Annotated in this window: 20 protein-coding genes and 3 tRNA genes; 17 read left to right on the forward strand and 6 right to left on the reverse strand. The window is 36.9% G+C overall.

Translation table 11 applies throughout. The features are described 5' to 3' along the window. The first annotated feature begins 17 nt into the window (after window positions 1–17). The 3 genes from EXE09_RS00580 (at window position 18) to EXE09_RS00590 (ending at window position 888) form a co-directional block, all read left to right on the forward strand. Window positions 18–93 (forward strand) — tRNA-Lys (locus EXE09_RS00580). Between the two features lie 113 nt (window positions 94–206). Further along, window positions 207–282 (forward strand) — tRNA-Lys (locus tag EXE09_RS00585). A gap of 530 nt (window positions 283–812) precedes the next feature. After that, window positions 813–888, forward strand: a tRNA-Lys gene (locus tag EXE09_RS00590). A 92-nt stretch (window positions 889–980) separates the two neighbouring features. Here EXE09_RS00590 and EXE09_RS00595 read toward each other — a convergent pair. Beyond that, window positions 981–1652 carry a hypothetical protein gene (locus EXE09_RS00595; protein WP_165382021.1) on the reverse strand — a complete coding sequence of 224 codons (672 nt, stop codon included), beginning with the start codon at window positions 1650–1652 and terminating at the stop codon, window positions 981–983. Window positions 1653–2003: 351 nt separating this feature from the next. Between EXE09_RS00595 and EXE09_RS00600 the strand changes: the two genes are divergently transcribed. After that, a complete protein-coding gene (locus EXE09_RS00600; protein WP_130115993.1) occupies window positions 2004–2264 on the forward strand; it encodes a PspC domain-containing protein in 261 nt (86 codons plus the stop codon). Between the two features lie 86 nt (window positions 2265–2350). Here EXE09_RS00600 and EXE09_RS00605 read toward each other — a convergent pair whose 3' ends face one another. Further along, window positions 2351–3454 (reverse strand): HPP family protein, encoded by a 1104-nt coding sequence (locus EXE09_RS00605; protein WP_130115994.1) that lies wholly within the window; start codon window positions 3452–3454, stop codon window positions 2351–2353. 286 nt (window positions 3455–3740) lie between these two features. Here EXE09_RS00605 and EXE09_RS00610 point away from each other — a divergent pair, with 286 nt between their 5' ends. The 4 genes from EXE09_RS00610 (at window position 3741) to EXE09_RS00625 (ending at window position 7115) form a co-directional block, all read left to right on the forward strand. Further along, window positions 3741–4499 carry a sulfite exporter TauE/SafE family protein gene (locus EXE09_RS00610; protein ID WP_130115995.1) on the forward strand — a complete coding sequence of 253 codons (759 nt, stop codon included), beginning with the start codon at window positions 3741–3743 and terminating at the stop codon, window positions 4497–4499. Window positions 4500–4595: 96 nt separating this feature from the next. Then, entirely contained in the window at window positions 4596–6008 is a 1413-nt protein-coding gene (locus EXE09_RS00615; protein ID WP_130115996.1) for an SLC13 family permease, read from the forward strand. An 82-nt stretch (window positions 6009–6090) separates the two neighbouring features. Next, a complete protein-coding gene (locus EXE09_RS00620) occupies window positions 6091–6525 on the forward strand; it encodes a hypothetical protein (RefSeq protein WP_130115997.1) in 435 nt (144 codons plus the stop codon). 71 nt (window positions 6526–6596) lie between these two features. Further along, on the forward strand, window positions 6597–7115 hold the full coding sequence (locus tag EXE09_RS00625; protein ID WP_130115998.1) for a 3'-5' exoribonuclease: 519 nt from the start codon (window positions 6597–6599) through the stop codon (window positions 7113–7115). Here EXE09_RS00625 and EXE09_RS00630 read toward each other — a convergent pair. Continuing rightward, a complete protein-coding gene (locus tag EXE09_RS00630; protein ID WP_130115999.1) occupies window positions 7091–7729 on the reverse strand; it encodes a hypothetical protein in 639 nt (212 codons plus the stop codon). The genes EXE09_RS00625 and EXE09_RS00630 overlap by 25 nt on opposite strands. After that, window positions 7726–8199, reverse strand: coding sequence for a hypothetical protein (locus EXE09_RS00635; protein WP_130116000.1), 474 nt, complete (start codon window positions 8197–8199; stop codon window positions 7726–7728). Before EXE09_RS00635 ends, EXE09_RS00630 begins: the two co-directional genes overlap by 4 nt. 121 nt (window positions 8200–8320) lie before the next feature. On the opposite strand from EXE09_RS00635, the gene glyQ reads away from it, so the two are divergent. The 7 genes from glyQ to EXE09_RS00670 all read left to right on the forward strand — a co-directional run bounded on the left by glyQ (window position 8321) and on the right by EXE09_RS00670 (window position 15368). Continuing rightward, window positions 8321–9298: a glycine--tRNA ligase subunit alpha gene (gene glyQ / locus EXE09_RS00640; RefSeq protein WP_068973763.1), complete on the forward strand. Its 978-nt coding sequence runs from the start codon at window positions 8321–8323 to the stop codon at window positions 9296–9298. Continuing rightward, window positions 9298–11367 carry a glycine--tRNA ligase subunit beta gene (gene glyS / locus EXE09_RS00645; protein ID WP_130116001.1) on the forward strand — a complete coding sequence of 690 codons (2070 nt, stop codon included), beginning with the start codon at window positions 9298–9300 and terminating at the stop codon, window positions 11365–11367. Before glyQ ends, glyS begins: the two co-directional genes overlap by 1 nt. Further along, on the forward strand, window positions 11367–11960 hold the full coding sequence (locus EXE09_RS00650) for a DUF6036 family nucleotidyltransferase (RefSeq protein WP_130116002.1): 594 nt from the start codon (window positions 11367–11369) through the stop codon (window positions 11958–11960). Before glyS ends, EXE09_RS00650 begins: the two co-directional genes overlap by 1 nt. Before the next feature lie 11 nt (window positions 11961–11971). Further along, window positions 11972–12367, forward strand: coding sequence for a hypothetical protein (locus tag EXE09_RS00655; protein ID WP_130116105.1), 396 nt, complete (start codon window positions 11972–11974; stop codon window positions 12365–12367). Window positions 12368–13121: 754 nt separating this feature from the next. Beyond that, entirely contained in the window at window positions 13122–13505 is a 384-nt protein-coding gene (locus tag EXE09_RS00660) for a hypothetical protein (RefSeq protein ID WP_130116003.1), read from the forward strand. A gap of 296 nt (window positions 13506–13801) precedes the next feature. Beyond that, entirely contained in the window at window positions 13802–14509 is a 708-nt protein-coding gene (locus tag EXE09_RS00665) for a hypothetical protein (RefSeq protein WP_087553018.1), read from the forward strand. A gap of 193 nt (window positions 14510–14702) precedes the next feature. Next, the gene (locus EXE09_RS00670; RefSeq protein ID WP_130116004.1) at window positions 14703–15368 is read left to right on the forward strand and encodes a hypothetical protein; all 666 of its coding nucleotides are present in this window, start codon (window positions 14703–14705) and stop codon (window positions 15366–15368) included. A gap of 15 nt (window positions 15369–15383) precedes the next feature. Here EXE09_RS00670 and EXE09_RS00675 read toward each other — a convergent pair whose 3' ends face one another. Together EXE09_RS00675 and EXE09_RS00680 are read right to left on the reverse strand one after the other, a co-directional pair. Further along, window positions 15384–16337, reverse strand: a complete 954-nt coding sequence (locus EXE09_RS00675) for a 2-hydroxyacid dehydrogenase (RefSeq protein ID WP_130116005.1) — start codon at window positions 16335–16337, stop codon at window positions 15384–15386. A gap of 64 nt (window positions 16338–16401) precedes the next feature. After that, on the reverse strand, window positions 16402–17100 hold the full coding sequence (locus tag EXE09_RS00680) for a TetR/AcrR family transcriptional regulator (RefSeq protein ID WP_068973772.1): 699 nt from the start codon (window positions 17098–17100) through the stop codon (window positions 16402–16404). A gap of 82 nt (window positions 17101–17182) precedes the next feature. Between EXE09_RS00680 and EXE09_RS00685 the strand changes: the two genes are divergently transcribed. Both EXE09_RS00685 and EXE09_RS00690 read left to right on the forward strand, forming a co-directional pair. Next, window positions 17183–18301: a fatty acid desaturase gene (locus EXE09_RS00685; RefSeq protein WP_130116006.1), complete on the forward strand. Its 1119-nt coding sequence runs from the start codon at window positions 17183–17185 to the stop codon at window positions 18299–18301. 234 nt (window positions 18302–18535) lie between these two features. Further along, entirely contained in the window at window positions 18536–18880 is a 345-nt protein-coding gene (locus EXE09_RS00690; RefSeq protein WP_228257126.1) for a hypothetical protein, read from the forward strand. Window positions 18881–18886 lie beyond the last annotated feature (6 nt).

Genomic DNA, 18886 nt, shown 5'->3' on the forward strand with positions numbered 1-18886 from the left:
TCGTTAATCCTCACTCAGGGTCGTTAGCTCAGCTGGTAGAGCAGCGGACTTTTAATCCGTTGGTCCCGCGTTCGAATCGCGGACGACCCACCATTTATTTAAGCTTTTCCTGAAAGCTGTTAGATGACACAAGTTATCCAACATCAAAGACTACGCGCTTCGCTTGTCTTGCAAAAATTTTAAAATGTTATTTTAAAATTTTCTCAGGGTCGTTAGCTCAGCTGGTAGAGCAGCGGACTTTTAATCCGTTGGTCCCGCGTTCGAATCGCGGACGACCCACCATTCTTTCTTAAGGCTTCTTTCTGTACGACTTCAGTACAACCATAGAAACGAAACCTGCAAGTTCCGACCAAGACCAAACATCTCCTTTCAGATGCTTCGCCATTCTCGAAATTTTGCTACATCGATGTTGCAAAGTATTATTCTTGTCTTACTAGATCAAGTATTTGACATTCAAAATGTTAGATAACAAATATTCTCTAGTATTCAAAACTACGCGCTTCGCTTGTCTTGCAAAAAGCTCTTTAGCTTTTCATACAAAACAATGGGCTTTGTAATATATCGATAGAAAATCATAGATTTTCTCTTGCGTTCGGGTGAAACGTTGTTTTGTTGGATTAAGTATCTGATCTCAAAAAGGTTAGTTGACGAATATGGCCTAGTGTTAAAAAACTACGCGCTTCGCTTGTCTTGCAAAAAGCTCTTTAGCTTTTCATACGAAACAATGGGCTTTGTAATATATCGATACCGATAGAAAATCACAGATTTTCTCTTGCGTTCGGGTGAAACGTTGTTTCACTCATCCTCACTCAGGGTTGTTAGCTCAGTTGGTAGAGCAGTAGACTCTTAATCTATTGGTCGTGGGTTCGAACCCCACACAACCCACCATATTTTTATTCTCAATAAAAACAGATATTCACATCTGCCTCATTCGTTCTAAAATAATTTTCTTGCTTTAAATACAATAATGCTTTGTCTTACTAATGATCAAATCGCGTCAACACATAAGCTTTGGTCGGTGCGATATTATTTTGTTGAAAATACACTTTATTTTTTTCAGTACCGTTCAAGATCTTATCTAAATCCATGACTAAATTCTTGTGCGCATCTACTTTATAATAAAATTGAATACCTTCTATACGATTCACAATAATCTCTCGATTCGCTTCATCATAGGCCCATGTATTTTTTTGATAAGATCGATTCGACTTAATATCATTATTTTCATAAGTCATTTTCCCCATATAAACAAGGGTTCTATGTGCAGTACCATCTGGCAATAAATTGATAATAAATTCTGAATTGCCTTGATCACACATTGCAAATGGGTCTTCACAATTAATTTGCACATGATAACGCCCAACAAGCTGCTGAGCTTTTGGAGTCATCGTTTCTGAAGGTTGATCTAGAGCATTGACTTCTGAAGCCGTTGGTAAAGTCGCCTGCCCAGCCACTTCAGTGAGCTTTTTCCCATGCTGCACTTCATCATGTTGCGTCAACGCTCCCTGATTAAGCACGTCATTCGATGAACTCGCTGAACCCGAACGATCTTGTTTATTATTTGTTGTTGAGGAATCACATGCAGTAAGCGCCACACAGCAACTGAATGTCATCACTCGAACAAAACTTATTCCATTGAATACAACATACATAAATCAAAAAACCCAACAATTAAATCGACAGATTTACCCATTTGGCAAAGCACAACTGCGATACACATCAAATATTCATATTTATCTGTATATTTTAGGGTGTTGTCACATTTCTCGAAATCTTAAGCGGCTATTTTTTACAAAAGTATAAAAAACTGATCTATTCCGCCGAATAATGCTTATATTTACTTCGTTTTTTAGAATACTCTGGATGGTATAAATCTTTATTGTTACATAGCATTAACAAAATTAATGTGTGATTCACTTGAAGAATTCAGTAAAAGTCCCATTATTAAATTATCAAGATTCATTTATAGAATGATTGATAGCAAATCACTGAAGGAGAGTTAAATGGCCAATTCTGGTTTATATCGTTCTAACCGACACAATATGATCGCCGGTGTAATGGGCGGTATTGCTGAACGTCTTGGTTGGAATGTGACATTATTACGAATTATCTTCGTTGTTGTTTCATGTATGAGTGCGGCTTTTCCAGGGATTCTTGTCTATTTAATTCTTTGGTTGCTAATACCAAAACAGGATTTACGCTTAGATAGCACATACAGCTACCAACGCCCTACGCGTACTATTTACGAAGAGAAAACGCATTAATTTCAACAGTTTTAAATTTTAAATAGTTTCCCTTTTTCAAGCTACACCAGTTCCCCCAAACTGCTGTAGCTTTTTTTTATTCTCAATTAAAGTTTAGATTGATTTAACTGCTGTTGTAATACAGCAATCATATCTGCACGACTAATGATCCCCACCAGTTTTTGCTGTTCGACCACAGGAATATAGTTAAATGATCGCTCAACAAAATAAGGTACTAAGTCCTGAATGGGTTGTTGCGGTTGTGCAGTGATCACTTTGCGATTCATGATTTGTTTAACCAGATGCTCCCATGATGCACGAGGATCTGCCGCACGTTTAAACCATTCCACGACGTCATAAAGTGCCAATGTTCCAACCAATTCATGTTGTGAATTGATCACAGGCAGACTCATCAAATTCACTTTTTTAAATTTATCTAATGCCTTATGAATATCATCTTGCTCATCCAAACTAATCACATCTTTGGTCATAATATCTTGGCAAAGATATTGACTGACATTTCGAGCATTGGCTTTTTCTTGTGCTTCTAAAATGATTTTTTGTAGATCGTATTCACTAATATCCAAAAGCTGAGTTTGATGCTCTAAAACCTCTTGAATATCTTGAGGTTGAATGGTGACTTTCTGTGTCGGTGTTGGGTCTTTGGAACGTGTATTGACTTGTGCAACTTGTGGGTATTGTTTCCCCAACAATCGGTTGAAAATAATCGCCACAACCAACAATAATACAGAATTTAATAAAACTGGATAGAAAATAAAGTGATAACCCAATTGGTGAACTGACTCTCCACCTAGCACTGCAGTAATCGCAACAGCACCACTTGGTGGATGCAATGAATCTGTAGTCATCATCAGAAAGATTGCTAAAGCAACTGCAATGCTAAATGCTTCCGTTTGATTGGAAATAAATAGTGCGCAAGTTACCCCTAAAATCCCTGCAATGGTATTCCCTACCACCATATTCCACGGTTGTGCCAATGGACTTGCAGGTACAGCAAAGAGCAATACGGATGAAGCTCCCATTGGTGCGATATACCATGCGTTAAAGTCACCGAGTACATACCAACTGATAAGTGAAGATATTGCCAAGCCCAGTAATGCGCCAAGTCCACACAACAATCGGTCTTTTAGCGGTAAAACTTTAAAATTGGGTTTTAAGGTATTTAACCATTCAAGTTGGGTATGAAACACGTCGTTCCTTTGCTATTACACTTAGAAATACAATTGTACGAATTTCTTAGGAAAAGATATATTACTATTACACCTTTATTGGTTTTTATAATATCTCAGGTCATTTATAAGCACCATTACTCAGAATAAAACACCTCTCTTTTCAAATCATGAGAAATAAAGCATCCTAAGAGAATGAGCTTTCATATTACTTTTACGTGAGCCACTTCGTGCTTTTTTGACTTTAATAAGTGCTCTAATGTATAACATTATTTTCCAATTTTGCAGTGCATCCAATGGAAATATAATGAATAGAACCGATGTGATAGCACTTTTACTTTGCGGTATTGCTGCCATCTTACATGGACTAAGTGGCATGGGTTTCCCCATGATCAGTACCGCAGCATTATCCTCAATCTATTCATTAAGTACCGCAGTTGCCTTAGTCCTGATCCCTTGCCTGATTTTGAATATATTCATGCTTAAAACCAATGATTCTCAAGGTTTTATTAAAAGCATTACCCTTATTCTTCAAAAAAACTGGATGCTGATTCTCAGCAGTGTGATTGGGAGTTATATTGGTGTCCATCTGCTATTAAAAATTCCAGAGCAATACCTTAAACTGGCTTTAGGCAGTGTAATTTTATTCTATATTGCCGATCAACTTCGAAAAACGCCCCTCCATATTGCAACAACACCAGTCAATATGCTGATTTTTGGACTATTTGCTGGCGTTATAGGTGGTGCAACCAATGCGATGGCTCCATTTTTAATGATGTACTTGCTTAGTTCTGAACATTCTAAAGATGAAGTTGTCATTATTAGCAATTTGAGTTTTATTGTCAGTAAACTGATTCAGTTAATTATTCTTTATCCTGTTATTTTGACCTTTAATGAAGTTCAAAATAAGCTATTAGTATTGATTTGCGTCATTTGTCTTTTATTTGCATGGATTGGAAGCAAAATTCGGCAGCATATCTCCCAAAAATTGTTTAAGAAAATTGTTTTGGTCTTACTTAGTTTATTGGGCTGTAATGCACTTTGGCAAGCATATTTACTGTTTTAGCAATATAAAACAATAACTTAATATTTTTAATATTATTTATTTTCACGATTCTACGAATGATCTTTTTGGACGAAAACAACCTAAGGAGCTTTGCTTATGGATCCTAGCAATTTACAAACACCCACCAATGTCATGCCAAAAGGCATGATAAAAGGTTGGATCATTATTCTAATTGCAGCAGTGTTGGCGTATACCCTTTTTCAGGTTTTACCTTATGATGAAAATGCCAATAAAGGTTTAGCACTACTCGCATTTATTGGAATTTTATGGCTCACTGAAGCTATTCACATCACCATTACTGCCTTATTAGTTCCAGTACTTTCAGTCTTATTTGCAATGCCAATGATGAAAGCTGGTGAAATAGTGCCGATTACCACTCAAACGGCTTTAGCAACATTTGCAGATCCGATTATTTTCCTATTTTTTGGTGGTTTTGCACTCGCAACAGCGCTACATATCCAAAAACTTGATCGTAAGATTGCGATGTGGATTATTTCATTATCTGGCGGTCATCTAGGGATTTCTGTTTTGGCGATCTTTATCGTCACAGCAGTATTGTCGATGTGGATTTCCAATACAGCAACCGCAGCCATGATGTTACCTTTGGCAATGGGCTTACTGTCACATTTGGATGCAGCAAAAGAACGTAAAACCTTTGTCTTTATTTTATTAGGGATTGCCTATTCAGCGAGTATCGGTGGGCTGGGTACCGTAGTTGGCTCACCACCGAATGCGATTGCAGCTAAAGCCTTAGGTTATGACTTTGCTGAATGGATGAAAATCGGTTTACCGATGATGCTGATCATTTTACCTGCAATGCTGGTTAGCCTTTATCTTGTACTACGTCCAAAACTCAATCATAAAGTTCAATTTTCAACTGAAAATATTCCATGGACTGGCACGCGTATTGCCACCATGATTTTATTCTTATGTACTGCATTGGCTTGGATTTTTAGTAAAAAATTAACTGATATCTTTAACATCAGCCAACCTGATACTTGGATTGCTGTGCTCGCTGCTTGTTTTGTGGTTGTGTTAGGTACTGCCACATGGAAACAAATTTCTGATAACACTGACTGGGGCGTATTGTTCCTTTTTGGTGGGGGGCTAACTTTAAGTGCTGTTTTAAAGGATTCAGGAAGTTCTTTGGTATTGGGTGAAACGCTTGCGAATGCTTTTGGGCATGCTTCACCTTTACTAATTATTTTTGTTGTCGCAACATTTATTATCTTCCTGACCGAATTTACCAGTAATACCGCTTCTGCTGCACTATTGGTTCCTGTGTTTGCAGCAATTGCAGATCAAATGGGGATGCCTAAAGAAATCTTGGTTATTGTAATCGGGATCGGGGCTTCATGTGCATTCATGCTTCCTGTCGCAACTCCACCAAATGCTATTGTATTTGGTACTGGACATATTCAACAAAGTGAAATGATGAAAGTTGGTTTTGTACTCAATATTCTGTGCATATTTATTGTTTCTTTGTTTGTATACTGGTTCTTTATATAATCATTTAAAAAACATATAACTGCTAGACATCCATTTGGATGTCTAGTTTTAATTAAACGAGCATCAAATAAAGGATGCTTCTATGCAATTCCATCCGAAATATATTTTAAAAGCTCTACTCTTAGCACCGATCACTTTATTGGTCATCTTGGCTTGTTTATTTATTGTGATGAATCATGAATATAGCTTACAAGCAATTTTGACTGTTTTAGGCGTTACGCTACTGATTTATTTCACGTACTGCGTGATTACAGTCCCAATCAGTTATGCAATATCGGTATTACTTTCTCGTAAAAATCGACTGACGTTCTTTAGTATTATCTTTGGCTCTTGGTTGATGTGGGCTATCGTTTCAATGATAGGTTATCTTTTATTCACGGGCGCACTTCCCACACCATTTTGGAAACTTTTTACGGATTGGTTTTTCTATTGTTTAGCCATGTTTGTTGGGTGTTGTTATTGGGGAATTTTACAATGGTTAACAAAATATAGGAATCATCCAAAATTTATCACTTAACTGACTCAATATTTTTTATACTAAAATAGATAAGAGAAAGAAAATAAATAACTCAATTATAGGAAAATAAAATGGCATATATCATGGTCGACATCGAAGCTGATGGACCTATTCCTGGTGACTATTCAATGATTGCATTGGGTGCTGTATTAGTTGAGGATAATTTACATCAACAATTTTACGGTTTGCTGAAACCTATTTCTGATCAATACATTCCACAAGCTCTAGCTGTGTCAGGCTTTAGTCGTGAAGACACTTTGAATTTTAATAACCCTGAACATGTGATGAAAGACTTTGCCAAATGGATTGCTAAAGTCAGTAAAGATCGTCCGATTTTCATCAGTGATAATAATGGTTTTGACTGGATGTTTGTCTGTTGGTACTTTCATCATTTTACGGGTAGTAATCCATTTGGATTTAGCTCTCAAAACTTAGGTAGTTTATACAAAGGTATGGTGAAAGATACTTTTCAAAGCTTTAAGCATTTACGTAAAACCGCACATACACACAATCCTGTGGATGATGCCAAAGGCAATGCTGAAGCGCTATTGGCTTTGAAAAAGGATTATGGATTGAAAATTAAGTTTTGATTGGTATTTTTCAAATACTGAACTCGCCCTTCATAATCCCTCATATCCCACTCTACGTTTCCAACTTGAAGAGAAACTGTCATGAAATCAGGAGGTAAATTCATTGACAATATATATTGAAATTGGTGAACAACTTTTAAAATATAATCGTCAATATTCCATTGATTTAGTCCTGTATTAAAAATTGCATATTCATCGATAGACATCAAATACAAATCTTCTTCGAAGTAATACCAAATCGCCATGATCGGATGGTAAACGTTATTAAATTTTTGATTAAAATTTAAATTTATGTTTTCACATATTTCACTTAAAACATGAACCGCTTTTTCAGGTTCAATTTTCCCAAGAATCACTTCATCACAATAAAAATGTAAATATGCATAAATCGCTTTTTTATCATTGGGAAACAGCAAGCCCAATTCGTCAATCGACTGAGTAAAATATTGTTCGGCAATATCGATTTCAGGGAATACTTCCAACATTAAAGAAACTAAAGCAATAATAGACTCTGTTTCAAAACCTTGTTCAAGTTTCAAAACAGCCCAGTCAATATAATCCTGTACCCTTATTTCATGGACTAAATTTTTACCAATAATTTCTAAATAATTCATTTACTTTCCATCGAGTAAAAGGTCAGAACATCTTCATGATGAACCTCTAACATCCAGCTTCTTGTCTGATCAACAATATTTAAGCTAAAACCGACTGACCAACTAAAAACATCCCAATATTTAACAAAGACCTTCCACTTTGTTTTGATGACATTTTCATCATAGAGCATATAAATATCTTGATCGAAAGGAATTTTGAGTTCAAATAACCAATCCCTGACTTTAGCAATTTCTTTATCTGAATTCCAGCCATCCACAATACTTAAAAATTGCTCATACTTAAAAGTCCTTGGCATTTCCTTAAAAAACAATCGAGCAAATTCAGTCGCCTCAAAACCTTTTAAAAAAGTTGTCCGCTCAGCAAGATAATTCTCTATTTCATATTCATCATTTAAAAAAGATAAACCAAAAGGTAATTCTATATAACTGTTCCAACTTTTGAATTTATATTCATAATCGCTTAGATACATGATTTGATTTAATTCTGATCATTATTAAAAGCAGTATAACTTGATCTATACCCTTTGCCACTCCCCACCAAAATCCTTATACTTAGAACCAATTTTTTCTAATACTTATAGTGGATGCTGCATGAGTCGCGCCATATCGCATATTGATACATTCCAAGGCTTAATTCTTGCCTTACAAAACTACTGGGCTGAACAAGGTTGCGTCGTGTTACAACCTTACGATATGGAAATGGGTGCAGGGACATTCCACACTGCAACATTCTTACGTGCGCTTGGTCCTGAAACATGGAACGCAGCATACGTTCAACCGTCACGCCGTCCGAAAGATGGGCGTTATGGTGAAAACCCGAACCGTTTACAACACTATTACCAATTCCAAGTGGTGCTTAAGCCAAACCCAGACAACATCCAACAGTTGTACTTGGATTCATTAAAAGCAATCGGCATCGATACACTCGTCCACGACATTCGCTTTGTTGAAGACAACTGGGAATCTCCAACACTTGGCGCATGGGGCTTAGGTTGGGAAGTTTGGTTAAATGGTATGGAAGTGACTCAGTTCACTTACTTCCAACAAGTGGGTGGTGTTGAATGCTACCCTGTGACAGGTGAAATCACTTACGGTCTTGAACGTTTAGCAATGTACCTGCAAGGCGTAGATTCAGTTTACGACTTGGTTTGGACCAAAGGTCAATTTGGTACAGTGACTTATGGTGACGTATTCCATCAAAATGAAGTTGAGCAATCAACTTATAACTTTGAATATGCCAACGTTGAAAAAATGTTTGAGCTTTTCGATTTCTATGAAGCTGAAGCAACTCGCTTAATGGAAGCTGAACTTCCATTGCCTGCATACGAACAAGTCATCAAAGCATCTCATAGCTTTAACTTGTTGGATGCTCGTGGTGCGATTTCTGTGACTGAACGTCAACGCTATATTTTACGTGTTCGTACTTTGGCGCGCTCAATTGCACAAAGTTATGTGGCTGCACGTGCAAAACTTGGTTTCCCAATGGCTGAACCACACTTACGTGATGAAGTATTGGCACAGTTAAAAGCACAAGTTGAAGCAGAAGCAAAAGCTGAGGAGAATAAGTAATGTCTAAACATACCGTTTTATTCGAACTTGGCTGTGAAGAATTACCACCAAAAAGCTTAAAAACTTTACGTGATGCATTACAAGCTGAAACTGTAAAAGGCTTAAATGACGCTGGCTTGGCTTTTGATTCAATCGAAGCATACGCAGCTCCACGTCGCTTAGCTTTGAAAATTGTCAATGTTGATGGCGCTCAAGCAGACACGCAAAAACGTTTCGATGGTCCTGCAAAACAAGCCGCTTTTGATGCTGAAGGCAAACCAACCAAAGCACTTGAAGGCTTTATGCGCGGTCAAGGTATCACTGTGGATCAGGTGACAACTTTCCAAGCGGGTAAAGTTGAAAAAGTGTGTTTTTTGAAAGATGTTCAAGGTCAAAGCCTTGACGTTTTATTGCCACAAATTTTGCAAACAGCTTTGGATAATCTTCCAATTGCAAAACGCATGCGTTCAGCGGCAAGCCGTACTGAATTCGTTCGTCCTGTAAAATGGGTTGTATTGTTAAAAGATAATGAAGTTGTTGATGCAACGATTCAGGATCATCAAGCAGGCAATGTGACTTATGGTCACCGTTTCCATGCGCCTGAAGCGATTACTTTGGCAAATGCAGAAGACTATTTACCAAAATTAAAAGCAGCGCATGTTGTGGCTTCTTTTGAAGAACGCCAAGCCATCATCGACCAACAAGTTAAAGCACTTGCTGATGAAGTGAATGCGATTGCGATTGTGCCAAGTGATCTTCGTGACGAAGTGACTGCATTGGTTGAATGGCCTGTTGCGCTTCGTGCAAGTTTTGAAGAACGCTTCCTTGCTGTTCCGCAAGAAGCATTAATCACGACGATGCAAGACAACCAAAAGTATTTCTGTTTGGTGAATGCGGACAATAAACTGCAACCTTATTTCATTACCGTTTCAAATATTGAGTCTAAAGATCCGACTCAAATCATTGAAGGAAATGAAAAAGTTGTACGTCCTCGTTTGTCTGATGCTGAATTCTTCTTCTTACAGGATCAAAAGCAACCGCTTGCATCTCGTAAAGAAAAATTAGCCAATATGGTGTTCCAAGCTCAATTGGGTACGCTTTGGAATAAATCTGAACGTATTGCAAAATTGGCTGTGGCTTTGTCTGCAATCACAGGTGCAAACCCTGCTGATGCTGAAAAAGCAGCTTTACTTGCTAAATGTGACTTAACATCTGAACTCGTGGGTGAATTCCCAGAACTTCAAGGTATTGCGGGGACTTACTACGCACGTATTGAAGGCGAAAATGATGAAGTTGCCGAAGCATTAGGTGAGCAATATTTACCTAAGTTTGCAGGCGATGTTTTACCGCAAACCAAGACAGGTACAACCATTGCCCTTGCTGACCGCTTAGATACGCTCACAGGTATTTTTGGTATTGGTCAGGCACCTACAGGTTCGAAAGACCCGTTTGCTTTACGTCGTTCGGCGATTGGTATCTTACGTCTGGTGACTGAAAACAATCTTGATGTGTCAATTGAAGAATTAATCAAGCTTGCTTTAGCAGCGTATGGCGATGTGATCAAAGATCATGACAAGACTTTGGCGGATGCGGTTGCATTCCTTGAAGGTCGTTATCGTGCGAAGTATGAAGATCAAGGCGTTGCGGTTGATGTGATTCAAGCCGTTCAAGCGCTTTCTCCAAAATCTCCTTTAGATTTTGATAAGCGTGTGAATGCGGTAAATCATTTCCGTGACTTGCCTGAAGCTGCTGCACTTGCTGCTGCGAATAAACGTGTTGCGAATATCTTGGCGAAAGAAGCTGCACCTACAGGTGAAATCGTTGAATCTAAATTGGTTGAAGATGCTGAAAAAGCACTTTATGCAGAGATTCAAAAATTACTTCCTGTGGTTCAACCGCTTTTGGCTGCGAAAGACTATACCGAAGCACTGTCTAAACTTGCTGCTTTACGTGCGCCGATTGATGCTTTCTTTGACAGTGTGATGGTGATGGCGGAAGATGCTGAGTTGAAAGCAAACCGTTTGCGTATCCTTGCGCAATTACGTGATTTGTTTACAAGTGTTGCGGATATTTCGGTGTTGCAACATTAATGGAAATCTTTACTCATTCTCCAATGAGTAAAGCGATTCTCAAGCTCTTTCTTGAGCTTGAGAATTATATTTCTACGAATCATCAAAATTTACCTCATGGTGCTATAAAAGCTTATATTTTTGGTGGTTGTGCTTTTCATATCCATACCAATGCTCGTGGTAGCAATGATGTAGATGCTGAAATTCAAGCAATTCCTTTATTAAAAAAAGAAGACATCATCATTTTTCTTGAACAAAATGATATCGAATATATTGATGAAAATAATTTAGAAACGAATTTAGAATTTGATCGTGGTTTTAACACCGCTTTAGCTTCTATTGATCCTGATTATATTGACCGCACTATTCCTCTCATCATTGAAAATATTGTAGAAGTTTATTTGGTTTCAGCGCTTGATCTAGCTATTTCAAAATTAGCACGGCTGTCTGATCGAGATATTGAAGATATTCGAATCCTATTTCAGCTCAAAAAATTTTCACTTGATCAGTTTAAAATTTCAGCGAATAATGCTAAAGATTATTATGCGACTCCTGAACAATTGGAATCAAATATTCGCTATATGATTTCGTTGTTATCTGAGCTATCTGAATAAGTGAGAGGATGATGAATCAGCATGAGTTTGAAATAGCTTTACAACAGTTGCTCACACATTCTTTAAGTTCTGCAACTTTTGAAGAAGTTAAACCTGTGGCTGAAGCTTTGCTATATTCAGAATTTTTACCTACTGCTTTTTCTAAACTCAATGCTTTAGAAACACGTCGATTAGTTTTTTTATTGGAAAAATTTAGTCGTTATTCATGTTCTTCTGTGTTTAGACGTACTCAATTAAAAGCCTATTCAACGAATTTATCTGAACGATTCACATCCTCAAATATTTTACAGAATACTTTTGCAACTGACCCTCTCGCTAAAAAACTTGGTTTGGATGAAGATTTAAATCATCTCAAGCCACAATTACTTAGCTTACAAACACGTCATCATCAGCAATCATTTACTTAAAAATGTTTTTGTATCCTTGCGCAGTTGCGTGATTTTTTACAAGTGTTGCGGATATTTCGGTGTTACAGCACTAAGCTAAATATTTGAAATAAAATGAAAACCCTGCTTAAATAAGTAGGGTTTTTTAATATTAAGAATAAATAATGTCTAGTTTAACAACGTATTATAAAAATGATTTGTATCTTATTATTTTTATATCATTACAGTTATTTTTTCAATTCAATGGCAAGAATATGCACCATATATTTCAAGACAAAGAGAAATGTCTGTTGTGGAAGATCTGTTTATTTGTGCTTTATTTGCATTCTCCTCATTGTTAATAACCCTAATTGGTCTTAGTAATCTTAAGTCTGAAAGTAATGAAGAAACTATTTATATAGGTAAAATTCTACTTGGATGTATTTATGGCACACTATGTACAATTGCAATGGTATATATTGCAGATACTTCCTTTCTACGTCATGAATTAATTTTACGAATCATCATTACTACAATACTATTTTATACTGCTGTGTACTTTTCAATACTCTACAAAGTTAAATTTAAAAATCGTAAATCTATCTTAATCATATTTTTAGCAAGTATTCCTTTTTTATACTTTTTTTACTCAATAATTTTTTATTAATTCAGTATAAATACTTCAAATTAGATTTTTAAAATAGAGTAAAAGTAACAATCTAAAACTAAATAAAACTGAATCTTCTCAATGGATTGTATACACTCAATCCATTAGATTCAGCCAAGACTAAAAGCAATGAATGCAAAAACCATCTTTTCTATTATTTTAATCGCTTCATCAATCACCGCTTGCTCAACGACACCAACAAATCCCAACGCCCCTGTCGTCTTAGAACAGCATAAAAATATCTCAGCTGAACCGAGTACAAAGCACAACCTCGCTCGCCTGATCAAACAAACTGACAACTGCGTGATCGAATTTACAGGCAACTTTGAAACAGGCAAAGCCACAGAACTTTGGATCTTTAAAGGTGATCAACTCATTTCAGCATTTTCAAATATCGATGCCGAAGTAGAAAACAAACAAACTGTATTTGATCCAAATGATGCTGAAAAAGTGAAAAACTTTGAACTATTGAAAAAGAATTTCAAAGCAACAAACCTAGAAAAGTGCCTATAAGCACATAAAACAATACGTTCATCCTCCTCAAAATATTCAAAAGAGCGAGGATGAACGATATTTTCAAAAATTCGCTTTGTAAAAAATAAAAATTAGCCAAAATTAAAACATCTGTAATAACAAAGATATAAAAAATTAAATCAGCTCAATCTTATTCACAAATCTTACATAATTGTTAAAATTCTGTAGCTAAGCTGTTGCTGTTTTATCTCAAGCACTATTCAAAACCATTTTTAACATTAAGATGAGCATGACTCAAAACTTGAAACAAAATCAAGCACAGGATAAAACGAATTATGAAAATGCTTAAAACAACAGTACTCGTAAGCGCACTTCTAGCAAGTGGCTCTATTTTTGCCAATACAAATGTAGGTGCAAACGCATCAGTAGAAGCCAATGTAAATACCCAAGGTGGTCTACTGCACAACATCGGTCAAGGGATCCAAAACACTGCGGATAAAGTCGGTGCAGGCATTGAAAAAGGCGTAGACAAAACCCGTGAAGTATCTGGAAATGCTTGGGAAGGCACAAAAGACGCAACCCATTCAGCAGGTCAAGGCATCCAAAATACAGCAGATAAAGTAGGAACAGGCATCGAAAAAGGTGTAGATAAAACCCGTGATGTATCTAAAGATGCATGGCAAGGTACAAAAAATGCAGCAGGTAAAGTTGGCGCAGGTGTAGAAACTGGCGTGGACAAAACCCGTGAAGTTTCAGGCAATGCGTGGGAAGGTACAAAAGAAGCTGCGAACAAAGTAGGTAGCGAAGTTGAAACAGGTGTTGAAAAAGGCAAAACAGCAAGCAAAGGCGCTTGGGAAAATACTAAAGAACTTGGTTCAAAAGCAAAAGATAACACCAAAAAAACATTAAAGAAAGCTAAAAAAGCAGTCACACCTAAATCATCTCAAGCAGGTGCGAAAGTAAATACCAATGCTCAAGTCAAAACCCCTGTAGGTAGTGCTAAAGTTGGTGTATCTGCCAATGCAAATGCAGGCACTAAATAATCTATATTTGGCACATAAAAAACTCACTTCGGTGAGTTTTTTTTAATTTCAACATTTTGGCAACTATGTATCCTTATGTATTTTGCTGTAGGTTTTTTCTAACCGCCAAACATTTTATACAAATAAAACAGTATGATAACAACAATATATTTAGCTCATAGCTAAGTCTCATCAGTGAAGGATGAACAACGAAATGAAGATGATGAAAAGTGCATGTTTTATGATCGCTGTAATCACAGCACCATCACTCTATGTTCAAACGGATAGCGCAAATCAAAACCAAGCCTATGGTGATAATCCGAATATTTTTAGAGTTTTAGCACATAAAACCGGTGAAGCCGTGCAAAATACAGCTGAAAAAGTTGGCACTGCGACTGAAAAAGGCATTCAAAAAATTAAACCGTCATTTGATGCAACGATTGAAAATACCAAAAACTATACCACTGAACAGGCGACTATTGCGCGTGACAATACCCGTCAAGGCATCGATACTGCTGTCAAAAAAGTGGAACAAACCAAAGATAGAATCACAGGAAAAAACAGTTATAACATTCCGATTGAATCAGGTAGTTTAAGTCAATCTTCAACAACCGTTAATCCAAGTCAAAATAATACTGTGCCTTATACTGCACCGATTGTTCAGGAAGCACCGATCAGCCCACAACCGATTCAGCAAATTCCACTTCCTCAAAACAATGTACAAAATGCACAAGAAGAACCAGAGATTAAAAAGCAATCTTTGCCAATCGAAAATAATGCTACACCAAATCCTTCAAATGAGCGTGATACAACAACCAATAATTCGAGTACAAGCAGTGCAAAAGATTCAACAGATGATGATTCAGGTGTCCCGAGATAAGACAAAAATCAATCGTCAATTCACTTGACGAATGGTATGACCTTGTTTAAATGCTTCAACATTTTCAAGCATTTGATCAACAATACGTTGACGAGCATCGACACTGCCCCATGCACTATGTGGTGTGATAATTAAATTAGGAATATCTTCAGCCAGTAGGACATTGCCGTCCTTTGGTGGTTCTACTGAAAGAACATCTGTCGCTGCGCCTGCAATTTTCCCTTGTCGCAAGGCATCTACCAAAGCTTGTTCATTGACAATACCACCACGGGCACAGTTGATCAGAAATGCTGATTGTTTCATCAAATCAAATGCTTGGTGATCGATCAAATCACGAGTTTCATCAGTCAATGGGCAGTGTAAACTCAAAAAATCTACTTGAGGTAATAATTGTTTAAATGGGATACGTGATTCATTTTGCGGTCGATTGGGTAAAGCACCGACCAAGACATTCATACCAAATGCTTCTGCTAACTTGGCAACAGCTTTGCCCAATTCTCCGTAGCCAATGATCCCCAAAGTTTTCCCTGAGAGTTCGACAATAGGAAAATCAAGTAAACAGAAAATCGGCGATGTGTTCCATTCACCTTGTTTGACTGCACGATCATATTTTAATAATGATGTTGCTAAAGCTAGCATCAATGTCAACGTATGCTGTGCTACCGCAGACGTGCCATAACCTTGACAATTACAGACCACGACTCCCTTTGATTTAGCAGCGACCAAATCAACATTATTTGTTCCAGTTGCAGAGATCAAGATCAGCTTAAGATTTTGACATTGTTCAATCATTGATGCATCGACAACGACTTTATTGGTGATGATCACATCAGCATTTTGCACTCGTGCCAAAACCTGATCTGAGGTTGTTGCGGGATAAAGTTTAAGATCATCAAAAGCTGATTTTAGTTCACTAAAATCCAAATCATTCTTATCTAAAGATTCATAATCTAAAAATACAGCTTTCATTTACATTCCTTGTTCTAAACATACAAAACTACAAGTATGAAATATATCAGGTATTTATCACAAGCTACTGAACTGTTGTAGGAATAAAGTTAAAAGATCTATTTTTTAATGCTGTTAAGTAGGCAACTGCCATCCGATACGCTTCCTGAATAATTGCCTCAGAAATATAACTTTCATTGTAATAGCCATGTTTCATACAAGTAAAAATCAACTCCATAAGGATGGTTAAGGTATCTGGCTGTTGTGGCACATAATTATCCACTTTAATCATTTCAAGCGCTTTACGAACGCCCTCACTGACCTTTTTCAATTCAATTTGATATTCCAAATAAGCCTGTCGTGTAAATGGGCCACTCAGAATCAATAAACTGGCAATTTCAGATTCATTAAAAAATTTAGCCGTCGCTCGAATCATACTTTCAGTCAATAATCGCCCGTATTCATCAATACTGGCTTTCGGGTTTTCAGTCAGAACCCTTACAGCAGTTTGCCCCAATTGCTTGACCAGATCATTCAAATGCGCCAGTGCAATATGACGTAAAATATCGTATTTCGTCGGAAAAAATTGATAGATGCTGGTGCGTGGCACGCCAGAAGCATTGGCAATTTCAGGAATAGAAATCTTTTCAATTCCAATGGATAACAACAATTTTTCAGTTGTTTCTAACATCGTTTCCATACGTTTTTGTGAACGTTCTTGTTTAGGCTTGTTCACTTTCTTCGTCACTTTTTTTAATACAGATGTTGACGGTATTTTGATCATCAGCTAATCTCTTCAAAAATCCAACAAATGTTGGTTTTATATCTTCCTTGCAGTCATACAAAAAATATAGAGGAAAACGGAAATGAATTTACCCCTTTCCGATGTAAAAATGTCAAAACAAAGCAAAATTAAACTTTTTGCAGATCCAGAAGATGTATTACGCAATCAAAAAATCCGTAAAGGGATTTTAGAGGTCGGTGATCAATTACGTGAACGTCATCCGTGGTTAGTTCAGCACCAAGATCAAATTGGTCTGGGTATTTTAACCCTAGCTGTCACTGGAATTATTTTCAATATAACACAATACGCTAGAGGGAAAATGCCTTGGTATATGGCAGTTCCACTTTCTGCATTTTGGATGTCAATCTTGCATGAACTTGAGCATGATCTGATTCACCAAATGTATTTCCGTAAAAATAAGAATATGCATAATTTGATGATGGGTGCGGTCTATATGTTCCGTCCAAGTACCATCAGCCCGTGGATTCGTCGTGATATTCATATGCATCATCACAAGTCATCTGGCACGAAAAGTGATCTTGAAGAACGTGGTATTAACAATGGTGACAAATGGGGCTTAAAACGTCTGATCATGACTGGTGACAACATGTTGGCGGTTTATCTGCGCCCAATCACCATGATGAAAACCACCCAACGTTATGTCAATGCCCAGAAAAACTTAACAAAACCTGAAAAATTAAAATTAAAAGCAAAAGTTTCATCAGGTTATACGCCTTTGGGGCATATTCACTATGCCTTATGGCATGGCTTTTTACTAATGTCAGTTGCAAAACTGGCAATGAAAGCGGTTGGTATAAAGCAACCTAAAAATAAACTATGGAAATTGGCAAATAAGACAACCAAGTTCTATGCCGTCAGTATTGCTGCACCGAATTTTCTCAGAACGCTGAGCCTGCATTTCACCAGTTCTAATATGCATTATTACGGTGATGTTGAAGATGGCAATATCGTTCAGCAATGCCAAGTGTGGACAGATTGGTGCATGAAACCTTTACAAGCTTTCTGTTTTAATTTTGCAGGTACACATGCAATCCATCACTTTGTGGTACGTGATCCGTTCTATATCCGCCAAGCGATTGCACAGGACTGCTACCCAGTGATGAAAGAAAATGGCGTGCGTTTTAATGATTTTGGCACATTTAAACGTGCTAACCGTAGATTTGAATCAGGAAAATCATGAGAAATAACAACAATAAATAAAAAAGCAAGGAACTTTCCGATTGATGAGGGCTCGTGCATGTGCCCTCTTTTTTATTTTAAATCGATTGGTTTGGCTTTATATTAGACTGAATAAAATTTAAGCATCACAGTCGAATCACCATAAAAAATGAATTTTAAAATACTCAAACCATTATCCGTATTTACACTTTGCTTTTGTGTATCCGCAACGAATGTTTTTGCAAGTGAAAAAGTTTTGCAATCTATTGATAACTTAGATAACGAGGACGTCCATACTGATGAAGGTAACTATTTCAAACTCATTCGAATAGAACAAGGTTGTCGAATTGAAGCTAAGCTTTACCTATCTAATCAACAGCATATTTACAATTATTACTTTAATAATCAAACATTATATAAAGCGACACGTAAGACTTTCCAATATCGCTATAAGAAAGGGGAAGAAGGTTCTTTAGGCGCTGTTACTGGTATTTATCAAAGTTCAAGTGAAGTTTATCCATTGACTGATGCTGAAATGCTAAAACGGTATAAATATTTTAAGTCATTATTTCCTAGCACTTATCTCAAGCAATGTACCTAAACAATA

This window comes from Acinetobacter sp. WCHAc060025, from assembly GCF_004209355.1.
GTDB classification, from domain to species: Bacteria; Pseudomonadota; Gammaproteobacteria; order Pseudomonadales; family Moraxellaceae; genus Acinetobacter; species Acinetobacter wuhouensis.

What these genes read in the sequence shown, in the direction of transcription:
- EXE09_RS00595 (WP_165382021.1), bottom strand. Translation starts at nt 1,652, where the DNA reads ATGTATGTTGTATTCAATGGAATAAGTTTTGTTCGAGTGATGACATTC.
- EXE09_RS00600 (WP_130115993.1), top strand. Translation starts at nt 2,004, where the DNA reads ATGGCCAATTCTGGTTTATATCGTTCTAACCGACACAATATGATCGCC.
- EXE09_RS00610 (WP_130115995.1), top strand. Translation starts at nt 3,741, where the DNA reads ATGAATAGAACCGATGTGATAGCACTTTTACTTTGCGGTATTGCTGCC.
- EXE09_RS00615 (WP_130115996.1), top strand. Translation starts at nt 4,596, where the DNA reads ATGGATCCTAGCAATTTACAAACACCCACCAATGTCATGCCAAAAGGC.
- EXE09_RS00620 (WP_130115997.1), top strand. Translation starts at nt 6,091, where the DNA reads ATGCAATTCCATCCGAAATATATTTTAAAAGCTCTACTCTTAGCACCG.
- EXE09_RS00625 (WP_130115998.1), top strand. Translation starts at nt 6,597, where the DNA reads ATGGCATATATCATGGTCGACATCGAAGCTGATGGACCTATTCCTGGT.
- EXE09_RS00630 (WP_130115999.1), bottom strand. Translation starts at nt 7,729, where the DNA reads ATGAATTATTTAGAAATTATTGGTAAAAATTTAGTCCATGAAATAAGG.
- EXE09_RS00635 (WP_130116000.1), bottom strand. Translation starts at nt 8,199, where the DNA reads ATGTATCTAAGCGATTATGAATATAAATTCAAAAGTTGGAACAGTTAT.
- glyQ (WP_068973763.1), top strand. Translation starts at nt 8,321, where the DNA reads ATGAGTCGCGCCATATCGCATATTGATACATTCCAAGGCTTAATTCTT.
- glyS (WP_130116001.1), top strand. Translation starts at nt 9,298, where the DNA reads ATGTCTAAACATACCGTTTTATTCGAACTTGGCTGTGAAGAATTACCA.
- EXE09_RS00650 (WP_130116002.1), top strand. Translation starts at nt 11,367, where the DNA reads ATGGAAATCTTTACTCATTCTCCAATGAGTAAAGCGATTCTCAAGCTC.
- EXE09_RS00655 (WP_130116105.1), top strand. Translation starts at nt 11,972, where the DNA reads ATGAATCAGCATGAGTTTGAAATAGCTTTACAACAGTTGCTCACACAT.
- EXE09_RS00660 (WP_130116003.1), top strand. Translation starts at nt 13,122, where the DNA reads ATGAATGCAAAAACCATCTTTTCTATTATTTTAATCGCTTCATCAATC.
- EXE09_RS00665 (WP_087553018.1), top strand. Translation starts at nt 13,802, where the DNA reads ATGAAAATGCTTAAAACAACAGTACTCGTAAGCGCACTTCTAGCAAGT.
- EXE09_RS00670 (WP_130116004.1), top strand. Translation starts at nt 14,703, where the DNA reads ATGAAGATGATGAAAAGTGCATGTTTTATGATCGCTGTAATCACAGCA.
- EXE09_RS00675 (WP_130116005.1), bottom strand. Translation starts at nt 16,337, where the DNA reads ATGAAAGCTGTATTTTTAGATTATGAATCTTTAGATAAGAATGATTTG.
- EXE09_RS00680 (WP_068973772.1), bottom strand. Translation starts at nt 17,100, where the DNA reads ATGATCAAAATACCGTCAACATCTGTATTAAAAAAAGTGACGAAGAAA.
- EXE09_RS00685 (WP_130116006.1), top strand. Translation starts at nt 17,183, where the DNA reads ATGAATTTACCCCTTTCCGATGTAAAAATGTCAAAACAAAGCAAAATT.